The 22,749-nt window shown below is 47.2% G+C and carries 20 protein-coding genes; 17 read left to right on the top strand and 3 right to left on the bottom strand.

Annotated features, from left to right (window positions below; all coding sequences use genetic code 11):
* Positions 1–86: 86 nt before the first annotated feature.
* Positions 87–887, bottom strand: coding sequence for a hypothetical protein (locus FJQ58_RS29565; RefSeq protein ID WP_139999034.1), 801 nt, complete (start codon positions 885–887; stop codon positions 87–89).
* A gap of 99 nt (positions 888–986) precedes the next feature.
* A complete protein-coding gene (locus FJQ58_RS29560; protein WP_139999032.1) occupies positions 987–1,826 on the bottom strand; it encodes a sugar phosphate isomerase/epimerase family protein in 840 nt (279 codons plus the stop codon).
* A gap of 272 nt (positions 1,827–2,098) precedes the next feature.
* Here FJQ58_RS29560 and FJQ58_RS29555 point away from each other — a divergent pair, with 272 nt between their 5' ends.
* The 3 genes from FJQ58_RS29555 to FJQ58_RS29545 all read left to right on the top strand — a co-directional run bounded on the left by FJQ58_RS29555 (position 2,099) and on the right by FJQ58_RS29545 (position 3,709).
* Positions 2,099–2,527 (top strand): GNAT family N-acetyltransferase, encoded by a 429-nt coding sequence (locus tag FJQ58_RS29555; protein ID WP_139999030.1) that lies wholly within the window; start codon positions 2,099–2,101, stop codon positions 2,525–2,527.
* A 23-nt stretch (positions 2,528–2,550) separates the two neighbouring features.
* Positions 2,551–3,189, top strand: a complete 639-nt coding sequence (locus FJQ58_RS29550) for a CatB-related O-acetyltransferase (protein ID WP_139999028.1) — start codon at positions 2,551–2,553, stop codon at positions 3,187–3,189.
* Between the two features lie 133 nt (positions 3,190–3,322).
* Positions 3,323–3,709, top strand: a complete 387-nt coding sequence (locus FJQ58_RS29545; protein ID WP_139999026.1) for a hypothetical protein — start codon at positions 3,323–3,325, stop codon at positions 3,707–3,709.
* A gap of 120 nt (positions 3,710–3,829) precedes the next feature.
* Here the strand turns inward: FJQ58_RS29545 and FJQ58_RS29540 are convergent, their stop codons facing one another.
* Entirely contained in the window at positions 3,830–4,630 is an 801-nt protein-coding gene (locus tag FJQ58_RS29540) for an AraC family transcriptional regulator (RefSeq protein ID WP_139999025.1), read from the bottom strand.
* Positions 4,631–4,814: 184 nt separating this feature from the next.
* On the opposite strand from FJQ58_RS29540, the gene FJQ58_RS29535 reads away from it, so the two are divergent.
* The 14 genes from FJQ58_RS29535 (at position 4,815) to FJQ58_RS29470 (ending at position 22,742) form a co-directional block, all read left to right on the top strand.
* Complete coding sequence (locus tag FJQ58_RS29535; protein ID WP_139999023.1) at positions 4,815–5,819, top strand: aldo/keto reductase; 1,005 nt, start codon at positions 4,815–4,817, stop codon at positions 5,817–5,819.
* Between the two features lie 129 nt (positions 5,820–5,948).
* Positions 5,949–7,388 (top strand): SWIM zinc finger family protein, encoded by a 1,440-nt coding sequence (locus FJQ58_RS29530; protein WP_139999021.1) that lies wholly within the window; start codon positions 5,949–5,951, stop codon positions 7,386–7,388.
* A gap of 21 nt (positions 7,389–7,409) precedes the next feature.
* Positions 7,410–9,218: a hypothetical protein gene (locus FJQ58_RS29525; protein WP_139999019.1), complete on the top strand. Its 1,809-nt coding sequence runs from the start codon at positions 7,410–7,412 to the stop codon at positions 9,216–9,218.
* The gene (locus FJQ58_RS29520; RefSeq protein ID WP_139999017.1) at positions 9,194–10,285 is read left to right on the top strand and encodes an AAA family ATPase; all 1,092 of its coding nucleotides are present in this window, start codon (positions 9,194–9,196) and stop codon (positions 10,283–10,285) included. The genes FJQ58_RS29525 and FJQ58_RS29520 overlap by 25 nt, the downstream gene beginning before the upstream one ends.
* Positions 10,282–12,609, top strand: a complete 2,328-nt coding sequence (locus tag FJQ58_RS29515) for a DUF5682 family protein (RefSeq protein WP_139999015.1) — start codon at positions 10,282–10,284, stop codon at positions 12,607–12,609. Before FJQ58_RS29520 ends, FJQ58_RS29515 begins: the two co-directional genes overlap by 4 nt.
* Position 12,610: 1 nt before the next feature.
* Positions 12,611–13,828: a VWA domain-containing protein gene (locus FJQ58_RS29510; RefSeq protein WP_139999013.1), complete on the top strand. Its 1,218-nt coding sequence runs from the start codon at positions 12,611–12,613 to the stop codon at positions 13,826–13,828.
* A 108-nt stretch (positions 13,829–13,936) separates the two neighbouring features.
* Positions 13,937–15,013: a D-alanine--D-alanine ligase gene (locus FJQ58_RS29505; protein WP_139999011.1), complete on the top strand. Its 1,077-nt coding sequence runs from the start codon at positions 13,937–13,939 to the stop codon at positions 15,011–15,013.
* Between the two features lie 5 nt (positions 15,014–15,018).
* The gene (alr, locus tag FJQ58_RS29500; RefSeq protein ID WP_139999009.1) at positions 15,019–16,212 is read left to right on the top strand and encodes an alanine racemase; all 1,194 of its coding nucleotides are present in this window, start codon (positions 15,019–15,021) and stop codon (positions 16,210–16,212) included.
* A complete protein-coding gene (locus tag FJQ58_RS29495) occupies positions 16,143–16,994 on the top strand; it encodes a D-alanyl-D-alanine carboxypeptidase family protein (protein WP_238404391.1) in 852 nt (283 codons plus the stop codon). Before alr ends, FJQ58_RS29495 begins: the two co-directional genes overlap by 70 nt.
* Positions 16,984–18,009, top strand: coding sequence for an acyltransferase (locus FJQ58_RS29490; protein ID WP_162341839.1), 1,026 nt, complete (start codon positions 16,984–16,986; stop codon positions 18,007–18,009). Before FJQ58_RS29495 ends, FJQ58_RS29490 begins: the two co-directional genes overlap by 11 nt.
* A 345-nt stretch (positions 18,010–18,354) precedes the next feature.
* Positions 18,355–18,675 (top strand): ArsR/SmtB family transcription factor, encoded by a 321-nt coding sequence (locus tag FJQ58_RS29485; protein ID WP_139999005.1) that lies wholly within the window; start codon positions 18,355–18,357, stop codon positions 18,673–18,675.
* Positions 18,676–18,677: 2 nt separating this feature from the next.
* Positions 18,678–19,094, top strand: coding sequence for an SRPBCC family protein (locus FJQ58_RS29480; protein WP_139999003.1), 417 nt, complete (start codon positions 18,678–18,680; stop codon positions 19,092–19,094).
* 124 nt (positions 19,095–19,218) lie between these two features.
* Complete coding sequence (locus tag FJQ58_RS29475; RefSeq protein ID WP_139999001.1) at positions 19,219–22,392, top strand: ATP-binding cassette domain-containing protein; 3,174 nt, start codon at positions 19,219–19,221, stop codon at positions 22,390–22,392.
* Complete coding sequence (locus FJQ58_RS29470) at positions 22,392–22,742, top strand: zinc ribbon domain-containing protein (RefSeq protein WP_139998999.1); 351 nt, start codon at positions 22,392–22,394, stop codon at positions 22,740–22,742. Before FJQ58_RS29475 ends, FJQ58_RS29470 begins: the two co-directional genes overlap by 1 nt.
* Positions 22,743–22,749 lie beyond the last annotated feature (7 nt).

Genomic DNA, 22,749 nt, shown 5'->3' with positions numbered 1-22,749 from the left:
TATGTTAACTTATTGCGATAGGAAGTATGCTTCGATAAAAAAAGCTGCTGACCGATAGAAATCTATCGATCAGCAGCTTTTCGAATTTAAACGGAACCGGCAAGAACAAGCTTGCGTCTTTCTTCACGCTCTTCAGGCAGCATCCGCGGACAAGTATAACATTTTTGTCCATCAACCCGGCAATCGTACATGCAGCAAGCCGAACGGATCATTGCTTTTCCATTCGGCGGTGACCACGGATTGTCAATATAACGAGGCTTATGAATGAAAGGGCTTCGCTTGCGGTTAAATACCTCTGCCGGAAGCCCGACAAGGACGTCAAAATCACTTTTGAAACGATCAACGAGCGTTTGATCCTTAATATTTTCCTCTATATATTCAACCACAGATAGAAATAGTGTGCCAACCTGATTCCAGATCATCCCTGATTTTAAATTTGCGCTGGAGGCCACCGTTTCTACAATACCGTTAATTTCTTGGTTAAAGAAGGAGCTAAAGGCGTTCTCCAGAAAGGTTTTACGCTCCTGCTCGCTAGTTGGAACCTCGGTCCAGCGCAGCTCCTTGATCTTAAAACCCAAATGGGCATGGTCATCATGCTTCTCTAGCTGATAAATGAGATTATGTAACGATAAATCCAAATACCGGTTGTATTGCGCGGAAAAAATTAGATTCGTAATGCACAAATGGAAGAAGGAGGTGCCAACGAAGGAGGCTGGCAGCTGCATTCCGATCGCTTGCACCATTTCTCCGGCTTTAACTAGCGTAGCATACGAGATGGCCTCATCTAGAAAATCAGTGGCGGGCAGCTCGTAATACGGATGGTCTGCACCCTTTGGAGAAATGTGAAAAAAGCTTTCAACAAGCGTAAAATCCATGTCCTGTGTCATCAGCGCACTCCCTTAGAGATCAAAATAAAAATACTTATAGAGTATATGATTTATCGATAACGATTATCATTCTTTCAACTCTATAAGTATAGGAGCGGACTAACGTGCTGTCAATACAAAAGGCGCGGTTAGGGCTTTCACACGGGCAAGTCCTTCCCACATATCACCGGGACCATCATAAATGAGGACATAGGCGCCATCAAAACCAACCTCTTGTACCTTTTCCAAATAGGCAACAAGCTCTTCTTGATCGGGAATACCGTTGCTGTCATAGGTCGGCTTTACGTGGACGGAGACACTAATAGGCGTTGTCGCCCCAATCTCATCTATTTTGCCAATACCATGATAATTGCCGAAATCAGTAATGAAGCCAACGGATTTGTCCGCTTGCTCAAGAAGCTCCAGGCTGCTGCTAGCGGTAGAGGTTAACGCTTTGAAATTTTCGGTTATGACGTGAACGCCTTTGGGTGCGGCATATTGCGCCAGTTCATGGAGTGAAGCCGCAGAAAGCTGCAATGCTGCCTTATCCGTTGGCAATGCTTCGCCTGCAATGACACGGATCTGTTTTGCGCCGCAAAGAGAAGCGATGTCGATCCATTGTTTAATAAATGCCTGATCAGCCGTCCTTCTGTTTTCGTCGGCATTGGTTAGGTCACCATAGTCAAGCAGCAACGTGTCGAACCGCATCCCTGCCGATTGGAATGAAGCGCAAAGCTCTTCTAAATATTCGGGCTCTGTCGTTGGGAAATGAAAATGGCAAACTTCAAGAGCTTGGTAGCCTCTGGAAGCAGCTTCTGCAGGCAGCTCCAGCAAGGTGTGTAAGAGTGGTTGTTCTTGTACGTTGATGGCATGTGTTCCCGATTCGGCATCCCATACGGTCCAATGCAGTGGACCTAATATACGGTGCAAACTCCAAGTGCTAATCGAAAAATACGACATGTTATATCCCGCCTCTTCTAAAATGAATTTCATAATCCTAGCATAGCATTTCACCGATTGAAAAAAACGGTCTGCATTTGGCGAATAGTTCCTCTCGTTGGTGATTTTCCAGCAACTTGAATCCTAATTCAGCGCTAGCTGCGGAAGCTGTCTCCTCTTTAGCATTGAAATACCGCTAAGTTTTTGCATCTTAGACAGTTAGCATTATAATAAGAGATAGAGCTGACACGAGTCAGCAACAAAAGAGAAGCATGAATGGAAGGTAGATGACGATGGAGACGAAACGTATTACGACAGATGAGCAATTAGAGGAAGCCTTCCGCATTCGGAAAACGGTTTTTGTGAAAGAACAGGGCGTCGCGGAGGAAGTAGAGCTCGACGAATTTGATGATATAGCATCCCATGTGCTTGTTTATTACGAGAACGAGCCTGTCGGCACCGGAAGGGTCCGCATCGTTGATGATATGGCTAAGCTGGAGCGGATTTGCGTCCTTGCTTCCCACCGCAAACATCGTTTGGGTCAAGCGATCATGGAGGAACTGGAGGCTATCGCCAAGGAGAAGGGCGTAGTTAAAGCGAAGCTGCACGGGCAAGTGCAAGCTGCTGCTTTTTATGAGAAGCAAGGCTACGAAGTCGCATCAACGGTGTTCATGGAGGAAAATATTCCTCATGTTAAGATGGTTAAAGATTTATCGCATTAATTATTTTTGGGGAGCGATGCTGAATGTCTGGACCAGATCCAACTCATGTTTTCCCTATGAAAAACATTAGAAGCTTATGCTTCTTGAAAAATATCGTCGTTAATCCTCAAATTGAGATTGGGGATTACACGTATTATGATGATCATCAAAATCCATTGGATTTCGAGAAAAACGTACTTTATCTTTTTGACTTTATCGGTGATAAGCTAAAAATCGGTAAGTTTTGCGCGATTGCGTCTCAAGCTAAATTTATTATGAATGGTGCAAATCATAATACCGGCGCCTTCACGACTTTTCCATTTGGAGCATTTGGCGGGGATTGGGTGAGTGGGTTGGACAACTTAAGCGGGGGCTTCAAGGGCGATACCGTCATCGGGAACGATGTGTGGATCGGCTATAACGTTACCATTATGCCCGGAATTCAAATCGGTGACGGTGCGATCATTGCCTCCCATGCGATCGTGACCAAAGACGTTCCTGCCTATTCGATCGTTGGAGGGAATCCAGCCAAACTGATTCGACGTCGGTTCGATGAGGAAGTCATTGAGATTCTCATAGCAATGAAATGGTGGGACTGGGAGATCGCGAAAATAACCGAGAACATTCCGATTTTGACTAGCAGTAACGTCAATGAATTGAAGTCGTTAATGAAGCAGAACTAACTATATGATCTGATTCAACATCATTCATAGATTTGCGAACAAAGAGGCCGTTCAAGCAGCATTAAGATGCTGTTGAACGGTTTTTTTGTATTGCGTACGAAGGGTTCTGGTAAAAAAATGTGAAACTTTTTTCTTGAAATTGAGGTCTAGAGAACAAGGCATCATCTATACCGGCTCTGGCGGAGGAGATTGTGGGATTAGCTTTACAGAAGGCACGGAATATCTGGTATACGCTCAAACATCGACGATGTATGGCGATAAAGAGCTGCTTGTGACCATCATCTGCGATCGAACGAGGCCCTTGATCCAAGCCAAAGAAGATTTAACGGTTTTAAGCGAAGGCAAGGAACCGACAAATATCGTTAAATTAGCAGAAGATTTAAATGGCCATACAGAAAATAAACAGTCTGAAGAAGAGAGAAGAAAGATCAGCAGCAAACTCTTTATAGGGCTTACGGCGGCTGTAGTAGCACTGCTCGGGATTGTCATTTATTACGTTAGAAGCAAGGCGAGAGAGTAAACAAGCCATAAAGAAGGCATAGGGAACTTTAGCAGCCGCCTTTTACTACACATTCATCCCTTTTAAGCGGATGCGCGTCAAATAGGGGCTGCAGTGATCGCAGCCTCTATTTAACGTGCATCAGACAATTTTTCTGCGGTAATGGGAGGGGGAGACACCTTTAACCTTCTTGAACATTTTGGAGAAGAGCAGCGGATCATTATAGCCTACCGAATGGGAAATATCCGAGATGGAGAGCTGTTGATTATTCATTAAATCGCAAGCCTTATCCATCCGGTATTGCAGTAAATACATTTGCGGAGAGAGCTGGATGGACTCCTTGAACAGTGAGGACAAATAGATCCGATCGATGCCGATCATTCCAGCCAGCTCCGTAATGCTAACTTTGTTGTAATAATTCGTTTTAATATACTCCATAGCTTTACGAACATAGACCTCCTTCGCTTTCGGCAAGTAGCCGATGGCTTGCGGTGCAGTCAGCATGTCAAGCCATTCTGCGAAGAGGCGATATAGGATGCTGTGTACAACAAGCTCGCTGTTCTTGGCAAGCTTATGGGCTTCCGTTAGTTGATCGAGCCAAGGATCGAACCACCCGGCAGGAGCAAACTGAAAATGAGGTTTGTTTTTGTTTAATTGAACTTGCGTAAGAAGTGGTTCGACATAGTCGCCTTGAAAAGCGATCCAGGAGTAAACCCAAGGGTCGTGCTCGTCAGCAACCATATGGCAAATGGTATCCGGAAACACCATAAATCCTTCGCCTTTTTTTAAGGAATACGTACAGCCATTCACTTGGTAGGTGCCTTTGCCCTCGTGAATAAACAAAATTTTATAATGGTCTTTGACCCCGGGTCCCCAGTTGTAGCCCGGCTCGCAAAATTGTTTGCCATGGTAGTAATAAATCAGATCATACCGCTCACACATCCGTGATCAACTCCTGCTTGCATCTATAATTAAATTACATTATGACATATATAACTTGCTTGCGGACATTCCTTTTCACTGCATTCCTGAACTATACTGGGTTAGCAATCAGCAAAGGAAGTAATCATTATAGCATGCTTTCGCTGCTGAAATCATCTAGTATAACAAAGGGGAAAACAACAATATGCCTTATATTGCTGAACAATCACGTTATTCCGATATGGTGTACAAGCGCTCGGGCAAGAGCGGACTAAAGGTGCCTGCGATTTCGCTGGGCCTATGGCAAAATTTTGGCGGCAATCAGCCGCTGGAAAATTCACGTGCCATGATTTTGAAAGCATTCGATCTAGGCATTAACCATTTTGACCTCGCGAACAACTACGGTCCGCCAGCCGGTTCTGCAGAAGAGACCTTTGGCGCGGTATATAAGAAGGACTTGGTTCCTTACCGCGATGAGCTGCTGATCTCAACCAAAGCTGGCTATTACATGTGGGAGGGTCCTTATGGCGAATGGGGCTCGCGTAAAAACCTGCTCTCGAGCTTGGATCGCAGCCTCACGCGCATGGGGCTTGATTATGTCGATGTATTTTATTCGCACCGCCCGGACCCTGAAACCCCGCTCGAAGAAACGATGGGCGCACTTGATTATGCGGTAAGATCCGGCAAAGCACTTTATGTAGGCTTGTCGAATTACAGCGCGGACCAGACGCGCGAAGCGGTCAAAATCTTGAAGCAGCTGGGCACGCCTTGCTTGATTCATCAGCCGAATTATTCGATGCTGAACCGCTGGATCGAAGACGGCCTGCAAGAGGTACTCGCAGAGAACGGCATTGGCTCGATTGCCTATTGCCCGCTTGGCAGGGGACAGCTTACGAATAAATACGCGGATAAAATTGAAGCGGAATCGAACGCTCCCTCGAGCACGCTACGGCCGGAAGCGATTACCGCCGAGCGCGTGCAAAAATTCCGCAGCCTGGAAGCATTGGCGGCAAGACGGGGACAAACCATCTCCCAGTTGGCCTTGAACTGGACGCTGCGCGAAGGCGGCGTAACCTCGGCGTTAATCGGCGTGAGCCGTGTGAGCCAAATCGAGGAAAACGTCAAAGCGCTAGAAGGCGCACCATTGACGGCAGAAGAATTAAAAGAAATCGATGCGATTCTGAATAACATCGGAGATTACGCATGGTAAAACAGGGACCCAGGCATTTATGCCTGGGTTTTTCTATGCTTAAAGCCGCATATTCTCTGCAAAAGCAGGAAACCGCTATTATTTTGTGGAAATAGTTGGGGTAAAACAACCTAATAAGCGAGGGAAACTATGACAGATCTATCAGCAGCTTATATCGATTCATTAGCCCTTAATGCAGGAGCCATCAAAAATGGGAATGATCTTGTTCGTAAAAACAGCTTTCAGAAGCTCAGCCGCACGGAAGACGGGACACTGCTGTTTGGGGAATGCAAAGGAAGCGGTAAAGAGCCTTACAGCTGCTCCGCCGATTTCGTAAAGGCTGAACAGCCCGTATTTCGCTGCTCCTGTCCCAGCCGACAATTTCCTTGTAAGCATATTTTAGGTTTGATGTACGCTTATGCCGGGGGAAAAGAGTTTACGGTAGATGAGCTCCCGGCGGATATTGCCGATAAACGGGAGAAAGCGGATAAACGCGAAGAGAAGAAGAAGGATACCGCGTCCGCCCCAACCGGAACGGAAAGCAAAAGGAAAGTAAACAAAAATGCGCTAGCCAAGAAGCTGGCTGCTCAATTGGAAGGAATAGAACTTGCCCACAAGCTTGTTTTGCAAATCGTCCAATCCGGCCTTGCGGCTTTGGATAAGCGTTCCATTAAAATGTATGAAGATCAAGCCAAGCAGCTTGGCAACCATTATATCCCCGGAATCCAAGCAGCCGTGCGAGAGGTACTGGTACTCACCGGTTCAGCAGACAACCCCGAATCCGTCTATTCGGAAGCAATAGAAAAGTTGGCAGCGCTGCATGCGCTAATCAAGCGGAGCAAAGAGCATTTAAATGCTCGCATAGCCGATCCTGAACGCCCGCTGGATGTAGCAACCGTCCTGGAAGAAAAAATTGGACATGCCTGGCAGCTCGCCGAGTTGCGCGAGCTTGGCCGCGTACGCGAAAATGCAGAGCTAATTCAGCTATGCTTCCACTCCTATACCGACGAAGCCCGCGGCGAACATGTGGATGAAGGCTATTGGGTGCAGCTGCAAGGCGGAGAACTTGTTGTTACGCGCAGCTACCGTCCATTTCGTGCAGCCAAGCATATGAAGGAAGAGGATACCTGCTCAATGGTGGTTCAGACCAAGGAGCTGTTTACTTATCCAGGTGATCTGAATGCCCGGGTACGGTGGGAAGAGCTGACGATGCGGGAGCTTCATTCTTCCGATCGGTCGGATATTTGCTCCTTTGCGGAGCGGAGCGTCGCATCTGCAGTAAAAGCCGTGAAAAATCAACTCAAAAGCCCGTTGGCTGACAAAAATCCGGTGATGCTTCTGCATGCTGCACAGATCGCTCAAATCGGGGAAGGGTATGTTCTTGTCGATGAGCAAGGAGCTAGGCTTCCTCTTGCCCATACCCAGCGGCTCAATCAGCCGACCATGCAGCTCTTGCCATATGTCAGCCCAAATATGCTAACGGAAACGGCAGTGCTTGTCATGTTTGAGGATCGCCTTGCGGAAGGAAAGCTCGTGGCCCAGCCGCTGACGTTAATAACCAATGACGATATTGTTCGTTTATTCTATTAAAGATTGCCGAAGGAGCATAGTATGAGTATTCCATTATTGCGAGAATTGCATGAAGACGTTCGCCGGCTTTCCATTGCTGGAGCAAACATGGCCATTGACGATCTCCGTTTGAATCGAATACAGCCGCAGCTTGCGCAGCTAGGCGAAAAAGCGCCAATCTTTAAGCGGGTAGCCGAAGAGGTAGCGGCAGTGACGAAAGCTCAACCGGAGGATGCCGCAGGGAAGCTGCTTGATTTGGCCGTGCTGCTGCAAGCCGTGCTCCATACCCAAAGCACGACGGAAGCGCCAGGCGAACTGTCGGCATTAGGTTCGTCAACAGGCGCTGTCGCTTCTACGAACATTCCTTACCGCAAGCTGAAGCCGTTAATGGACGCGCTTACGCAGCGCGGGCCTGGCAGGCTCGAAATTATTACCCAAGGGAAAACGGACGGGGCATTCGCTGACTTAAGAACAGCGCTTCCGGCAGTGCATGCCCTTAGGGATAGTTATTCCGAAATTGCCGATTATGTCGCTGAGCATGTAATTCCGATCGTCGGCAAGGCTGTTCTTCCTATGCTTCAGCAGCAATTTGACCGGGACGGAGCAAGTGGCGATGCAAGAATAATAACAACCCTTTATAAGCTGACCGATAACCGGGAGGAGCTGTGGCCACTGCTATCGTCGGTCTCAAAAGAAGCGGCTCTGCCTGTGCGTTTGGCAGCGATTGCGTTAATGGCCGACTTGCCGCATTTCGAAGAGGAACTGCTTGACTTGTCCTATGCACGAAAGAAAGAAGTACGCGGAGCGGCGCTTGCAGCGATGTCTCACTTGTCTTCATCCAAAATCGACGATCGATTCATGGAAGCTTTAATGGGCAAAGACGCTGAGCTTTCCATTGGGCCCATCCAAAACTATGAATCAGCTGCCTTAACGTTACAATTACTCCATTACGGCAAAGCGCTCATCGACAAAAATGTTCCCAGCGTGAAGGATGTAGAGCTGCGGGAGAAGCTAGGCAGCGTAATCCAATGTCTGGAGACAAGGGCAGAGGACGGTTCGGTTATCAGCTTCTTAATGGCAGCGCTTGAAAATAATCATTTGGAGTTCAAGGGCACGGAGTCGCTCACAAGCGAAGCGGCTGCCATTTTGTTGCACTCAAACGACATCAATGCCTTAACGTTCATGCATGAACAGCGCAGCGAAAAAGAATATTTCGTCGGTTATTCCTTTAAGGCTGCCCTGCGCATTTATGATGCGGCTCAAGTTTATGAGCTGTACGAGAGCTATTTTAAAACTAAAAAAGGCAAGTATATGAGTGATCTGCTTCAAACGATTTACCAATACAGCCACAATTCGCTTATCGATATTTTGTTTGAGGGCAGGTCTAGGCAGAATTTGGCATGGGATGAGCGGTGGGTAGACCGGTTTATTGAGCTTAACGAAGAGGAGCTAGTCTGTCGCCTCGCCACGAAGCCGGATAAGAAGGTCATTGCTTACCTCGTCGAAAAGTCTAAAGTGGCACCTCAGCTCCTAAAGCAGCGGACCATTCATTTATTTTATGCTCTCTTTCGGCTGGGACACCGCGATACGCCCGATATGGTCATTGATGCGCTAGAGCTTGCCGCTCAAAAATCCTTTCACTACCTGGATAGGGAAGCGCAAGTTGTCATTGCCATGCTCCCAAGCAGCTATGCGGAGCGGATCCAGCAGATCGCGGATAAAGTGACTTATGAATATGCAAAAAATCAATTAAAGCAGCTAGCGGAGCAATTAGCGGCCAAACCTGAGGAAATAAATGAAAAACAAGAGGGAGCGGGATTTCTGTCATGGATCAAAAACAAAATATATTAAGGCAGCCGGCTGAGCTGCTGTATGCGCATGAGCTTTCAGCGCTTAAGGCAAGCGACAAAGGGGAAAGGCCTGAAGGCTGGCAGCTGTCGCCGCGTGCCGTTCTGACTTTTATTACAGGCGGGCGTGCTGGCGATGTCGATATTACGCCAAAATACATCGGCCATACGAGATTGGTGGAAATTGCGATTGCAACGCTGCTGACGGACCGCGCACTGCTGCTGATCGGTGAGCCAGGTACCGCAAAGTCCTGGCTTTCAGAGAATTTGACGGCTGCCATTCATGGAGATTCGTCCAAGGTCATCCAAGGGACTGCGGGTACGACAGAGGAGCAGGTCCGTTATTCTTGGAATTATGCCATGCTGCTTGCGAATGGCCCATCCGAAGAGGCTCTGGTAAAGAGTCCGATCTACCGGGCGATGGAGACAGGCGGGATCTCGCGTTTCGAGGAAATTTCCCGCTGTGCGTCCGAAGTGCAGGATGCCTTGATTTCCATTTTGTCAGAGAAGACGATTTCCGTTCCCGAGCTTGGCAAAGATATGCCTGCGGCAAGAGGCTTCTCGATCATTGCAACGGCCAATACGCGTGACCGTGGGGTCAATGATATGTCCGCGGCCCTTAAGCGGCGCTTCAATATCGTTGTACTTCCGGCACCTTCTGACTTAGAAACGGAAGTAACGATCGTTCGGAAGCGTGTGAGCGAAATTGCGGCTAATTACCGCTTGGGCAGTGCCGTTCCGGAAGAGGAGGCGGTACGCAAGGTCGTGACGATATTCCGCGAGCTGCGAAGCGGAATGACCGTTGACGGCAAAGAGAAGCTGAAGCAGCCGAGCGGCGCGATATCGACTGCCGAAGCGATCTCGTTGTTGATAAACAGCATGGCTCTGGCCAGCAGTTTCGGGGACGGGCAAGTAGCGGAAGAGGATTTGGCTGCGGGTTTGCTTGGTGCAGTCGTGAAGGATGAGGCTAAGGACGACACCGTCTGGAAGGAGTATTTGGAGAATGTGATGAAGAAACGGGGAGCCGACTGGAGAGGATTGTATCGGGCTTGCCGTGAGCTGAACTCGTGAGTACGGCTGCCGCAGCTACGAGCGGCGTGCAATTATTCGGCGTTCGGCATCTCTCGCCGACCGGCGCCATCCATTTGCGAACATTTCTTGACATCGTGCAGCCGCAGCTTGTTCTCGTAGAAGGCCCTTCGGATGCTACGGATTTAATTAGCCAAATGACGCTAAGCGGCGTAAAGCCTCCAATTGCTATTTTGGCCTATACGGAACAGCTGCCCATTCAAACGGTCGTGTTTCCGCTAGCGGAATATTCGCCTGAATACCAAGCCTTTGTATGGGCGGCGAAGCATGGGGTGGAAGCACGATTTATTGACCTTCCCTCACCGGTTTCGATTAGCCTGCGAGCAAGCCGTAGAGCGATCCAAGACCACAATGAAGCAGGCGATGCTGCCCAGCAGCACTACCATCATATAAACGAGCGATATGAGCGTGTTGCCGAGCTCGCCGGAGAGCCGGATTATGAAGCTTACTGGGAACGCTGCTTCGAGCATATGGATGAGCCGGGGGCATACCGGCAGGCCATCCATGCGTTCTCGCGGGAAATGCGGGAGCTGTCCGAGAGCGAGGAACGCCTTCATACCCCTTATGAAGCCGCGCACAATGATATTCGCGAAGCTTATATGCGCATGAGTATCGCCAAAGCATTGGAAGAAGGGATTGCAGCCGAAAAAATCGTTGTCGTTACGGGAGCTTACCATGTTTCAGCGCTTGGAGCGGATATGGCCCCCATGTCAGATAAGGAAGCTGCAAGTTTGCCGTCTATAGGGACGAAGCTAACGCTTATGCCCTATTCGTATTATAAACTGTCCAGCCATTCGGGTTATGGAGCAGGCAATCCCGCACCCGCTTATTTCGAACTGGCGTGGCGATGTTTACAAAGCGGAGACCGCGGCAAGCTGTCTTCCTTATATTTAGCTTCGATTGCAGGGCAGATGCGCGATAGCGGGACGTATCGTTCAGCAGCATCGGTGATTGAAGCCGTTCGCTTGGCAGATGCACTTGCTTCTATGCATGGCGGGCAGCAGCCAATCTTAAAGGATTTGCGCGATGCGGCAGTTACCTGCTTGGGCGATGGAGAGCTATCCGTCGTCGCGGACGCACTGGTCAGAACCGATATTGGCACAGCTATCGGAGCATTGCCTGAAGGCGTTAGCCAAACGCCGATACAGGATGATTTAAACCGGAACTTAAAAATGTTGAAGCTTGAAAAATATAAAACAACCGTGACTACTGACCTTGCGCTTGATCTTCGCGAGAACCGAAGGGTCAAATCAGAGGAAGCTGCTTTCCTTGATCTTCGCAGGTCTTTTTTCCTCGAACGGCTTCAGCTTCTGCAAATCAGCTTTGCAAAGAAAGGCTCGGTTAGGCAGGACGGTGCGACCTGGGCGGAGAACTGGGTTCTGCGCTGGACGCCAGAGGCCGAGATCGAAATCGTCGAATCGATTATGAAAGGGGAGACCATCGAGCTTGCCGCTTCCTTTTGCATCAAAGAGTCTCTGGAGAAAAGCGCCAATATCGTTGAAGCCGCAGCGTTAGTAAAGGCTGCATGGCAGTGCGGCCTCCCGACTTCGATGGAGGATGCCCGCCGGACACTGCAGCAGCTTGCGGTTGAGGCCGGCGATTATTCGCAAATTTCCGCAGCTCTGCGCGAGCTATCGATATTGGTGCAATTTGGCGATGTTCGCAAAATGGATACCGCTGTACTAATCCCCCTGCTTCAGCAGCTCTTTCTGAGAGGCACGCTGCTTCTTGTCGATTCGGCCGTGTGCAGCGATGATGCGGCTACAAGCATGGCTGCAGCGATTATAGATATGCATACGGTATCGCAGCAGCATTACGACCTGGTGGATGATGAACGCTGGCAGCAGCAGCTGGAACAGCTCGCCTATCGCGATGACCGTAATGCCAAGCTGTCCGGCCTTGCTTTTGCGCTTCTGCTAGAGAGGAATAAAATCGAAAATGAACGGCTGGCAGGCGAGGTTTCCCGCCGGTTATCGCCAGGAATTCCGGCCGATATCGGTGCCGGCTGGTTTGAAGGGCTTTCGCTTCGAAACCGGTATGTGCTGCTATCGCGCCGCCAGCTGTGGGAACAGCTCGATCTCTATTTGCAATCGCTGGATGAAGAGCAGTTCCGACGTTCCCTCGTGTTTTTGAGGCGGGCCTTCGCATCGTTTGAAGCAAGGGAGAAAAACGCGATCGCTGAGCTGCTCGGCGAGCTGTGGGGTCTTGGGGTTGACGAAGTCGCAGATGTTCTGCAGCGGGAACTAAGTACCGAGGAACAGCAAAAATTGGACGAGCTCAATGAGTTCGATTTTGGAGACCTATAACATGAGCGATCATCAGGAATTGGAACAATTGAAACGTTGGCGGCTTATTCTTGGCCAAGCGGCAAACGAGAAACTGACTGATTTGGCTAAAGGGCAAGGCTTGCTCGATGAAGAATACAGCTTAATGGATGAAGCGCTTGCCGCAATTTACGACGAAACATTTGGTACAGGTCAAGATAACCAAAATACGTCTGGCAAGCGAAGCGCCGGTCTGGGGTCTTCTTCGCCCAAGCTGACGAAGTGGCTGGGAGATGTACGAAGCTTCTTTCCTCCGGATATCGTATCGGTCATTCAAGGGGATGCGATTGAGCGGAAAGGCTTGACGCAGCTGCTGTTCGAGCCGGAGACGCTCAGCCAGATCAAACCCGATATTAAGATGGTGGCGACGCTTATTGCGTTAAAAGGACGAATCCCCGAGAAAACGAAGGAAACGGCGAGGATGCTTGTCCGCGAGGTCGTCAATGAAATATTAGCACGTCTAGAGCATGAAATACGCCGCGCTGTGACAGGCGCCTTGAATCGCAGGCGGCACTCGCCGATCCCGTCCATGTCGGGACTGGATTGGAAAACGACGATCCGTCGAAATTTAAAGCATTACGACCATCATAGCCAATTGCTCATTCCCGAACGGTTTTACTTTTTTGAGCGGGCAAGGCGAAGCAAGGAATGGACCGTCATTCTGGATATTGACCAGAGCGGCTCCATGGCTGATTCCGTCATCTATGCTTCGATTATCGGTTCGATCTTCGCGAGCCTTCCTGCTCTTGACACGCATGTCGTGGCCTTTGATACGGAAGTCGTCGATCTAAGCGAGCAATGCGCCAATGATCCTGTTGATATGCTGTTTGGCATTCAGCTTGGCGGTGGCACGGACATTAATAAATCCGTCCAGTATTGCGAGCAGTTTATTCATGATCCGAAGAAGACGCTTTTTATTCTTATTTCCGATTTATATGAAGGCGGCAATCAGTCCGCGCTTGTACGAAGGATGGAGAACATGCGGCAATCGGGCGTAAGCGTGCTTTGCTTGCTAGCCTTGTCCGATGGCGGCATTCCATCTTATGATGCGGAGCTGGCCAAACGACTTGCGGGGCTTGGCATCCCAAGCTTCGGCTGTACGCCGGACCGTCTGCCGGAGCTTGTAGCCGGTGCGCTACAGGGCAGAGATTTACAGGAGCTGGCCGCGGCGATGACGGTTACTGCGAAGCAAACCATATAAACTATTTAAGGAATCTTAAGACTTAATTAAACTTTACTTACAAGCCTCTTAACGATTGACGGTTATCTTTAATAGAGATAACAAGTCGATTTTAGGAGGTTTTTTGTTGTGAAAACAAAATTGTTTATTGTTTACGGAGGGAAATCCGTCGAGCATGAGGTATCCATAAAAACAGCCTATACAGTCATCCAATCCATAGATGAATCCAAATTTGACATTTCTCCTATTTACATTACTCGGGACGGCATCTGGTGCGTGCAGGATAACTTTAGCCGTGAAGGCTTGGATATTACTGACTTGTCCCTTCAAGCCCAATCTCAGACTGCCGCCGAATCGATGGGGCAGGTGCTTACGAATCAATTGTCGATTCCAGGAAAAAAAGTGGTGCTGCCGCTTCTCCATGGCTCGAATGGCGAGGACGGAACCGTTCAAGGGCTGCTTGAGCTATTAAACGTTCCTTATGTCGGCAATGGCGTGCTCTCTTCGGCGGTTACGCTGGACAAAGCGATTTCCAAGCAGCTTGCCGCCCAAGCCGGCATTAATCAAACCGATTACTTAGCCTGCCGTGTTGCCGAGTGGCAGGATAACCGTTTGGCTGTGCTCGATGCTGTCGCAAAGAACATCGGTTATCCCTGTTATGTAAAGCCGGCTTCTCTAGGCTCAAGTATCGGAATTAGCAGATGCATCGATAAGCAGCAGTTGATCGATGGAATCATTGAAGCCTTCAACTACGATAGCAAGCTCGTCATTGAGCGGGAAATCATCGGCCGGGAAATTCAAGTCGCGGTGATGGGGAATGGGAAGCCGCTTGCTTCCTTGCCAGGAGAATTCGTGCATAATCATATTTTCTTTGATTTTGAATCCAAATATATGGACAAGCAGCTGACGATGTCCATCCCGGCGCTGCTGCCGGAAGAGATCACCATCCGAATCAGGCAGCTTGCGGTTCAAGTTTTCGAAGCGCATGATTGCTCCGGTCTCGCGCGTATCGATTTCTTCTACACAAGTGACGGCCAGCTTTACTTGAACGAAATCAATGCGCTGCCAGGCTTTACGAATTACAGCATGTATCCGGTCATGTGGGAGCGAACGAATGGAACGGCTTACCCCGAGCTTGTCGAGAAGCTGATCGATTATGCGTTTACCCGTCACGCCGAAAAACAATTGCTTCACTATACGAGGTGATTTCAATGCATAGAGCGACTTGGGCTGAAATTAGTTTGAACCATATCCGTGAGAATATGCTGAAAATACGCCAAAGCTTGCCTAAAAAAGTCAAGCTGATGGCGGTCGTCAAAGCAAATGGCTACGGACATGGCGACAGGGAAGCAGCTGCTATGGCAGAGCAAGCAGGAGCGGATTCCCTTGCAGTTGCTTATCTGGATGAGGGCATTCGCCTGCGGGAAAATGGGACAACGCTCCCGATTCTAATTCTGACTCCGATTCTTCCCAAGCATGCCAAGCTTGCAATTGAACACGATTTGATGCTAACCGTCACGAGTGCCCATTGGTTTAAAGAGATGAGGGCGCACAAGCCCTCATTTCATGGGAAGAAGCTTAAAGTTCATGTGAAAGTGGATACGGGACTTGGTCGAATCGGCTTGCAAACGAAGGACGAATGGGAGGCATTAGTACCTTGGCTAAAAGCTGCTGATATTGTCGTTGACGGGTTTTACACTCATTTTGCCACTGCTAGCAAAGCCGATACTGCTTTTCTTGAGCTGCAGGTCAACCGTTTCGCTGGCATGATGGAATGGACAAAGGCATCTAAGCTGTGGATTCGCCACTATCACTGCGCCGGGAGTGCAGCAGCGCTTCGTTTTCCTCAATTAGCGATGGATATGGTCCGTATTGGCGCAGCTATGTACGGTTTTTACCCGAAAAAGCTGGTTACCTCTGTAAAACTTGAACCGGCGCTAAGCCTGCATAGCAAGCTCATGCAGGTCAAGCAGCTGTGCAAAGGAGAATATCTGGGATATGACAACGCCTATCAGGCAGAAGAAGCGGAATGGATAGGTACGGTTCCGATCGGATATGCGGACGGCTGGTCACAAGCCATGCAGCATACTGAAGTTTTGGTCGGGGGGCAACGGGCAAAGGTGGTGGGCAAAATTTGCATGGATCAGCTCATGATAAGGCTGCCGCATGAATATGCAGAAGGGACCTTGGTGACGTTAATCGGCCGCCAAGGCGGCGAAGAAATCACCTTTTCAGAGCTGGCTGCCCATATTGGCAGTGTTGCGCAAGAAATATCAACGTCGCTCTCGCCTAGAGTGGCTCGAATATACAAAGGGATAGAGGAGGCTCGAACTCAATGGGACAAACGAATCATGCAAAGCAAATTCAACAAAGCAGCCATGACCTACCCGCTGCCGTTCAGGTAAATCGTTCAGCGATGTACGAGGGACCGCTGGTGCTCATCAATCGCGAGAATCCGATTCGAAAACCACTGCCGCCGCATAAGCTGCTGGCGCTTAGCTCCAATGAAAAGATCAGAGAGCTGCATGATGGCATGCTTCTCGAGAAAACGTGCCTAAAACATCTCCTATCCCTATTGGAAGCTTGCCAGGGAATGGAGGAGATCGTCGCGGTTAGCGGGTATCGCACCAAAGAAGAACAAATCCAGATCTATGCAGATTCCTTGCTAGAAAATGGACCGGAGTATACATCCTGTTACGTAGCCTTGCCTGACCGGAGCGAGCATCAAACAGGGTTAGCCATCGATGTCGGCAAGCTGGATAAGGAAGTGGACTTTATTGCGCCATCATTTCCTGACACAGGGGTTTACCACACCTTCAAGCAGCATGCTGCTGAATTTGGATTTGTTCAACGATATAAGGAAGGAAAAGAAACGATCACATCGATTTCATGCGAGCCTTGGCATTTCAGGTACGTCGGTTATCCCCATGCTTCCATTATGGAGCAGAACGGTTTTTGTCTGGAGGAGTATATCGACTTTGTTCAGAACTATCGGTATGAAGGCGAGCATCTTCGATATGAGCATAACCAATTGACGATGAGCATTTATTATATTCCGGCAGAAAAGGGCGCTTATACGACTGTCCCCATTGTTAAATGTGATCTGTACCGGATATCGGGGAACAATAGGGACGGATTTATCGTCACGGCATATTCAGGCTCGGGGACGCAAGCTAGTGCTGGATAAACCAAATTACAACGGACTTGATTGGCTTAAGTTTATTGCTGCTCTCTTAGTTGTCGCCAATCATACAGGTCCGCTGCTGTCTTACAGTCCCTATGCAAATTTCCTGCTCAGCGGCATTTTGACCCGTGTGGCTGTCCCCATTTTTTTCATGACCTCAGGCTTCTTCTATTTCCGTAAACTGAACGGGGATCAAGCTGGCGATCTGAGAGCCATGAAGGACTATCTAAAAAAAATAGGAAAGCTATATGTTATCGCTATCGTTTTGTATATCCCTCTCAATGTGTATACAGGCTACTTTAAAAATGATTTTACCGCGTATTCAATCTTTAAGGATTTGCTGTTTGACGGCACTTTTTATCATTTGTGGTATTTGCCTGCTTTGATGATCGGCATCGTATTAACTACGGTGCTTTATAAGAAAATGCAACTTAAGGCTATGCTCGCCGTAGCTGCTCTATTGTATTTCATTGGTTTGCTCGGTGACAGTTACTATGGCTTTATTAAGCCATATCACGGAATATCGGAGGCGTACGACGGCATGTTCGCCATATTCGACTTTACGCGCAACGGCATATTTTATGCCCCCGTCTACCTGGCCATGGGAGCATGGGCTGCCAAAGGGCGCCAAGCGCAAAGATCACCGCTCTCGAATGCCGGATTGTTTGCAGTTTCGCTTGGCTTGATGTTCGCAGAAGGCATACTTTTGCACTCGGCGGAAATACCTAGGCATGACAGCATGTATATCTTTGCGCTTCCTGCCACCTATTTTTTGTTTCAATGGGCGCAGCAATGGAAAGGGAAATCGGGCAAAGGTTTCCGGGAATGGCGGGTATGGATTTATATCTTGCATCCGATTGCGATTGTGCTTGTTCGAGGAGGGGCAGAAGCGGCCAAGCTCGAGTCTTGGTTTATTGAAAATACATTGCTTCATTTTGTCGCCGTATGTCTATTGTCAATCGTTATGTCTGCTGCAGCGGTCTGGGTTTCTGTCATAAGTTCCAAATTCCGACCATAGATATGGTAATGGGAGATGTATTTTTACCCTTGTCATAAGGGGAGGAGAGGCCGAAACGAAGGAGCATTACCTGCAGCTGGGAGGGATTGATATGAGTATTGAAGTGCTCATTCAACTACTCGTGCTTATCGTAATGATCATCGATATGGCCAACAGATCAAAGGATTCCTAATGCCGAAAGACAAAACATCCAAGTGGATGTTTTGTCTTTTTTTATTCCGCAACTTGACACGACACTTTTTGGTGTCCTATAATTAATGTGACTATAAATGGTGTCCTATTAGCGCGTTAAGAAGGATATTCGATAACAATACAGGAAATATTACTGAAAAGGTGGGGGTGATTTTGGACGAAAGCGGTCAAATGAGGGACGTTTATGACGCTGTTGCCGATCCGACTAGGAGAAAATTACTTCAGCTATTAGCTAATGTTGAAGACCTGCCCCTACATGAGATAACGGTTCATTTTGAAATGGGCCGTACTGCCGTTTCCAAGCATTTGGCTATCCTTAAAGATGCTGATCTCGTCATTGCACGAAAGGTTGGTAGAGAAACGAGATACCGGTTGAATGCCAAGCCATTGAAAGAAATACAAGACTGGGTCTCTTTTTACGAAGGATTCTGGAAAGAAAATATCATTAAACTAAAACTTTTATTGGAGGAATAATAATGAAAGCCGATGTATCTTTAGATTTTCAATTTACAAGCTCAATCGAGAAGGTTTGGAACGCTTTAACCGATTCGGATATGCTTGCGAAATGGATCTGGGAAAATGATTTCAAACCTGTGGTTGGACATAAATTTCAGTTTAGGACAGAGCCATCCGAATGGTGGAACGGAATTGTAGATAGTGAGGTACTTGTAGTGGACGAGCCTCATACTTTATCTTACACTTGGTTAAGTGCAGGAGAAAGCACCACGATTACATGGACATTGAAAGAAGGTTCAGATGGAACGGTCCACCTGCATCTTGATCAAACCGGATTTAGCGAAGAAACAAAAGCACGCCAAGGAGCCATCGAGGGAGCAACCTATGCATGGAAAAATTTTGGCGGACAGCTCGGAACCGTTTTAGCAGAACTGTAAATGGATATTATTTATAGGATCGAAAGATACAAATAAGCTATCCTTCAACGATAGAGCGCAATTCCGTAGTAAGAATTGCGCTCTTTTTTTATGGGTAGCTTTAGAGAATGGAGGGAAATTTGCTTTGAAAATAAATCAATTAATCGCGAACAATATTAACAAATTGGACGAAGTACTGCCAGTAGATCAATCATTAGGGATCGCTGGTTTGTCCGGCTCGGGAAAGACCACATTTTGTAAAACCATTGGGGAAGAATCCAAGAAACGCCTCGTATCCTTATTGCCAAAGGCGGAATATCAGTATTTATTTCCCACTATTATGGAAACGAATTTCAGTGCCATCAAGATGGAAGAAATGCCGCTTGTACTGTTTCTAGGCAGATCATCCATTTCTTCGAATCCACGATCAACCATTGGCACACATACTGGCGTATTTACAGAAATTCGTGTTGCTGTAGCTGAAAAATATAATCTTTCTCCGGAAGTTTTTTCATTTAATAACGAGTTAGGCTGGTGTCCGGATTGCAAAGGCCGCGGAACGACTAAAAATATCGAATGTAAAAAGTGCCTGGGAAAGCGCTACAATCAAGAAGTTGAGCAGTATACCTTTGAATTATTTAATCAAGCGCATAGTATTTCCGATATCAATGAGTTAAGCGTTGAAACCATTCTTTCGCTAGCAGAGGTTTTAAAGATTAGCGAGGGTAAACAAAACATTCTGAAAAATATAATCAATATGAATATTGGTTACTTAACATTAAACCGTATTATGGGTACATTATCAGGCGGAGAAGTAACGCGGCTTTACTTGGCAGAATTCATGGCAACCAGTGAAAATACGGTAATTATCATTGATGAAATCTCCGTTGGGCTTGATCACCAAACCCTATTGAAAATTTTAGCCGAGATTAAACAGTTGGGGCATAAGAATCAAATTTGGCTTATTGACCATTCGGATACGGTACTCGGCGCAGCGGACGAGCACTTGTTCTTTGGGCCTGGCAGCGGTAAATACGGCGGGAAAATCGTTGAAGAGTCACCACGCCCAAAACCGATCTATGGGGAACGGAATCAAGCAGCTCCATCCGACTATTACCAATTTAACGATCTATATTGCCGAAATGTTCAAATAGCCGAGATTCAAATTCCCAAAAATCGGCTTGTAACGTTTACAGGGGAGTCTGGCTGCGGTAAATCTACACTCGTCAATGAGTGTATGGCCAAAGATTTTCTAAAGCGATATCCGAAGGATAAACTGGTCATGGTTGGGCAAGATCGAAACCAATCGATTACCAGCCGGTCTACCGTTGCCACTTTCCTTGATATTAAACGAAAGCTCACCAAATACAGCGAAGATATTGATGATATTTTTCAGCGCTCGATTGAAGATATCATTGATGAACTGCCAAATGAAGACATCGCTCATAAACGATTGAGCCTATTGATCAAACTCGGACTTGGTTATTTGACGTTGGAACGCAAAACACAATCCTTGTCCACGGGTGAATTTCAATGCGTCCATTTAGTTTCTGAGCTGTTTGCGGGTTCAAGAAACCCACATACGCTTTTTATTTTTGATGAGCCTTCAAAAGGTTTATCACAAAACATTTTAAATCAATTTATTGATAGCGTTAGGGTCATTTTGCAGGATGAATCGGTCACCATTATCATGATAGAACATCATTCGTATATGTTGGAAAGCTCTGATTTTATCGTTGATTTTGGCAAAAGACAGCTTGAGCCCGTGGAGCAACTTGAGGTAGTCAGTCATGATGAATATTATCGTCATCAAAACAATAAGGATACAGCGGCTACACTGAAAATCCCCTCAACACTCCATCAACAAAACGGAATCCATTATTCAAAAGATAACCCTATTGCCTATTTCAAAAACGCCGAAAACGTCTATAAAGGCGGCATCTTAAAAAGCCTATCTTCCATGGCTCGCCTAATTTATGGCGAATATGAATCGGATACCATTGCACCCGTTATAGCCATTGATTTGGAACGGCACTTGTATAGCCAATATACTTTTCTTTATGAAATTGGCGGCTTGATCAATCATATCGTAGCGGCACATCCAACCAATAAAGATACGAATAGCTTCGATTTCTATAACCAAGCCAATCATTGTCCGTGCTGCTCGGGCCGTCGAGTCATCGAAAAATTTGATTTTGATATCGTTATGCAGGACAAATCCGTGCCATTCTGGGATGGCTTATTGCATCCGGATGCGATGGATATATTAAAATTTTATCAATTCCCAAAAATAAAATTCATCTTTGATGAGATTAAGAATGAGCTAGGCCAAGACCTAAGCAAAAGCTATAATGAAATGACAGAGGCAGAAAAGCACACCTTTTTGTATGGATATTGGGAAAAGTCATTTTATGATAAAGCCGCTAAAGCAACAAGGACCTGGGAAGGCTTTAATCACATCATTGGAATGTATATGGTTGTATCGAAATCGATCATTAAAGAGCACATCAAACAATCCAAACACAAAATCAGCTGTCCCATCTGCGAAGGAACCGTACTAAAGCATCATAAAAAGCTAACCTTTGGCGAAAAGGATATTCGCGAGATTATTCAGCAGCCTCTTGGGCAAGCGATGAACTTAGTCGGGAAACTACAGGTACTGGAAAAAGTGGAAGCGATCGTCGGCAGTGAAATGGTTTTGACGGAAGAAGTCTCATTATTGCCTAGGGAAACGCAAGTCGCGCTAAAAATGCTTGAACTAGAGCTGGCAAGCTTTGCGGGCTATGAAATGGTATTGCAAAATGTCCTGCCATTTTGGGGCAGTATTAGCAGCAGTGTCGAATCCATCAGCCTTCATAATCGAATTACCGTCTGTGACTTTGCTAATATCTCCGAAACGAGAGAAACCATCATAGATCAATATTTCACCAATGGAAAATACAAGAAACTGACTTATGTCTATGAAGCATTTGGTTACAAAAAAATTGTTACCTTAATTAATAAGATTAAAGCAAGTCAACCATGTCCTTTCTGCAAAGGGAAAAGAGTCATTTCGGAAGACGGGCTGCATGATGGCGTATTTAAATTATCGGTGCCTTGTGTCAGTTGTTATGCCAGTGGCATCAATGATGAAGGGCGCACAGAAATTGTGGAAGGCGTAGACGTACAAAGATGGTTAACGGGTAAAGTAAGCGATGTGGTTACGGACAGCCTAAATATTGTGGCTGTAGCAGAAATCCCTATTTTTAATCGAATTCGTGAGTTGAATAAACAAGAAATGATGGCGGTGTACCATTACCTTGAACAAGGAACGATGTAATGATTGAATGTCCTTGGTGCAGCAACGAGGTGGTCTTGGAACAGCAGGTATGTCCGGTATGCCAGCATGAGGTGTTAACCGAACATTTGAACCCGCCGTTTGAAGGTGATGAGAGTCTCTCCGTGGAAACAGCGTTCGAAAAAGACGTGCTCGATTTGGAAACAAAGCTAATGAATGAATTCCAATGTTCCAAATGTGGGCATGAGGAATGTGAAATCAATGAAGTCGCGATGACTGGAGCGGGTCTCAGCAAAGTATTGAACCTCCAGTACCATCATTATTTATTTCGGTCCTGCATGTATTGTGGAGCCGTGGACATCTATGACCCTTCGGTATTAAGAAGAAAATAACCAATAG

Source organism: Paenibacillus paridis (assembly GCF_006345825.1).
In the GTDB taxonomy this organism is placed as follows: Bacteria; Bacillota; Bacilli; order Paenibacillales; family Paenibacillaceae; genus Pristimantibacillus; species Pristimantibacillus paridis.
The sequence above is the reverse complement of the archived record's forward strand: the minus strand, read 5'-3'. Positions and strand labels throughout refer to the sequence as shown.

Coding starts and splice junctions, on each gene's coding strand:
- FJQ58_RS29565 (WP_139999034.1), bottom strand. CDS start 887: ATGACACAGGACATGGATTTTACGCTTGTTGAAAGCTTTTTTCACATT.
- FJQ58_RS29560 (WP_139999032.1), bottom strand. CDS start 1,826: ATGTCGTATTTTTCGATTAGCACTTGGAGTTTGCACCGTATATTAGGT.
- FJQ58_RS29555 (WP_139999030.1), top strand. CDS start 2,099: ATGGAGACGAAACGTATTACGACAGATGAGCAATTAGAGGAAGCCTTC.
- FJQ58_RS29550 (WP_139999028.1), top strand. CDS start 2,551: ATGTCTGGACCAGATCCAACTCATGTTTTCCCTATGAAAAACATTAGA.
- FJQ58_RS29540 (WP_139999025.1), bottom strand. CDS start 4,630: ATGTGTGAGCGGTATGATCTGATTTATTACTACCATGGCAAACAATTT.
- FJQ58_RS29535 (WP_139999023.1), top strand. CDS start 4,815: ATGCCTTATATTGCTGAACAATCACGTTATTCCGATATGGTGTACAAG.
- FJQ58_RS29530 (WP_139999021.1), top strand. CDS start 5,949: ATGACAGATCTATCAGCAGCTTATATCGATTCATTAGCCCTTAATGCA.
- FJQ58_RS29525 (WP_139999019.1), top strand. CDS start 7,410: ATGAGTATTCCATTATTGCGAGAATTGCATGAAGACGTTCGCCGGCTT.
- FJQ58_RS29520 (WP_139999017.1), top strand. CDS start 9,194: ATGGATCAAAAACAAAATATATTAAGGCAGCCGGCTGAGCTGCTGTAT.
- FJQ58_RS29510 (WP_139999013.1), top strand. CDS start 12,611: ATGAGCGATCATCAGGAATTGGAACAATTGAAACGTTGGCGGCTTATT.
- alr (WP_139999009.1), top strand. CDS start 15,019: ATGCATAGAGCGACTTGGGCTGAAATTAGTTTGAACCATATCCGTGAG.
- FJQ58_RS29495 (WP_238404391.1), top strand. CDS start 16,143: ATGGGACAAACGAATCATGCAAAGCAAATTCAACAAAGCAGCCATGAC.
- FJQ58_RS29480 (WP_139999003.1), top strand. CDS start 18,678: ATGAAAGCCGATGTATCTTTAGATTTTCAATTTACAAGCTCAATCGAG.
- FJQ58_RS29470 (WP_139998999.1), top strand. CDS start 22,392: ATGATTGAATGTCCTTGGTGCAGCAACGAGGTGGTCTTGGAACAGCAG.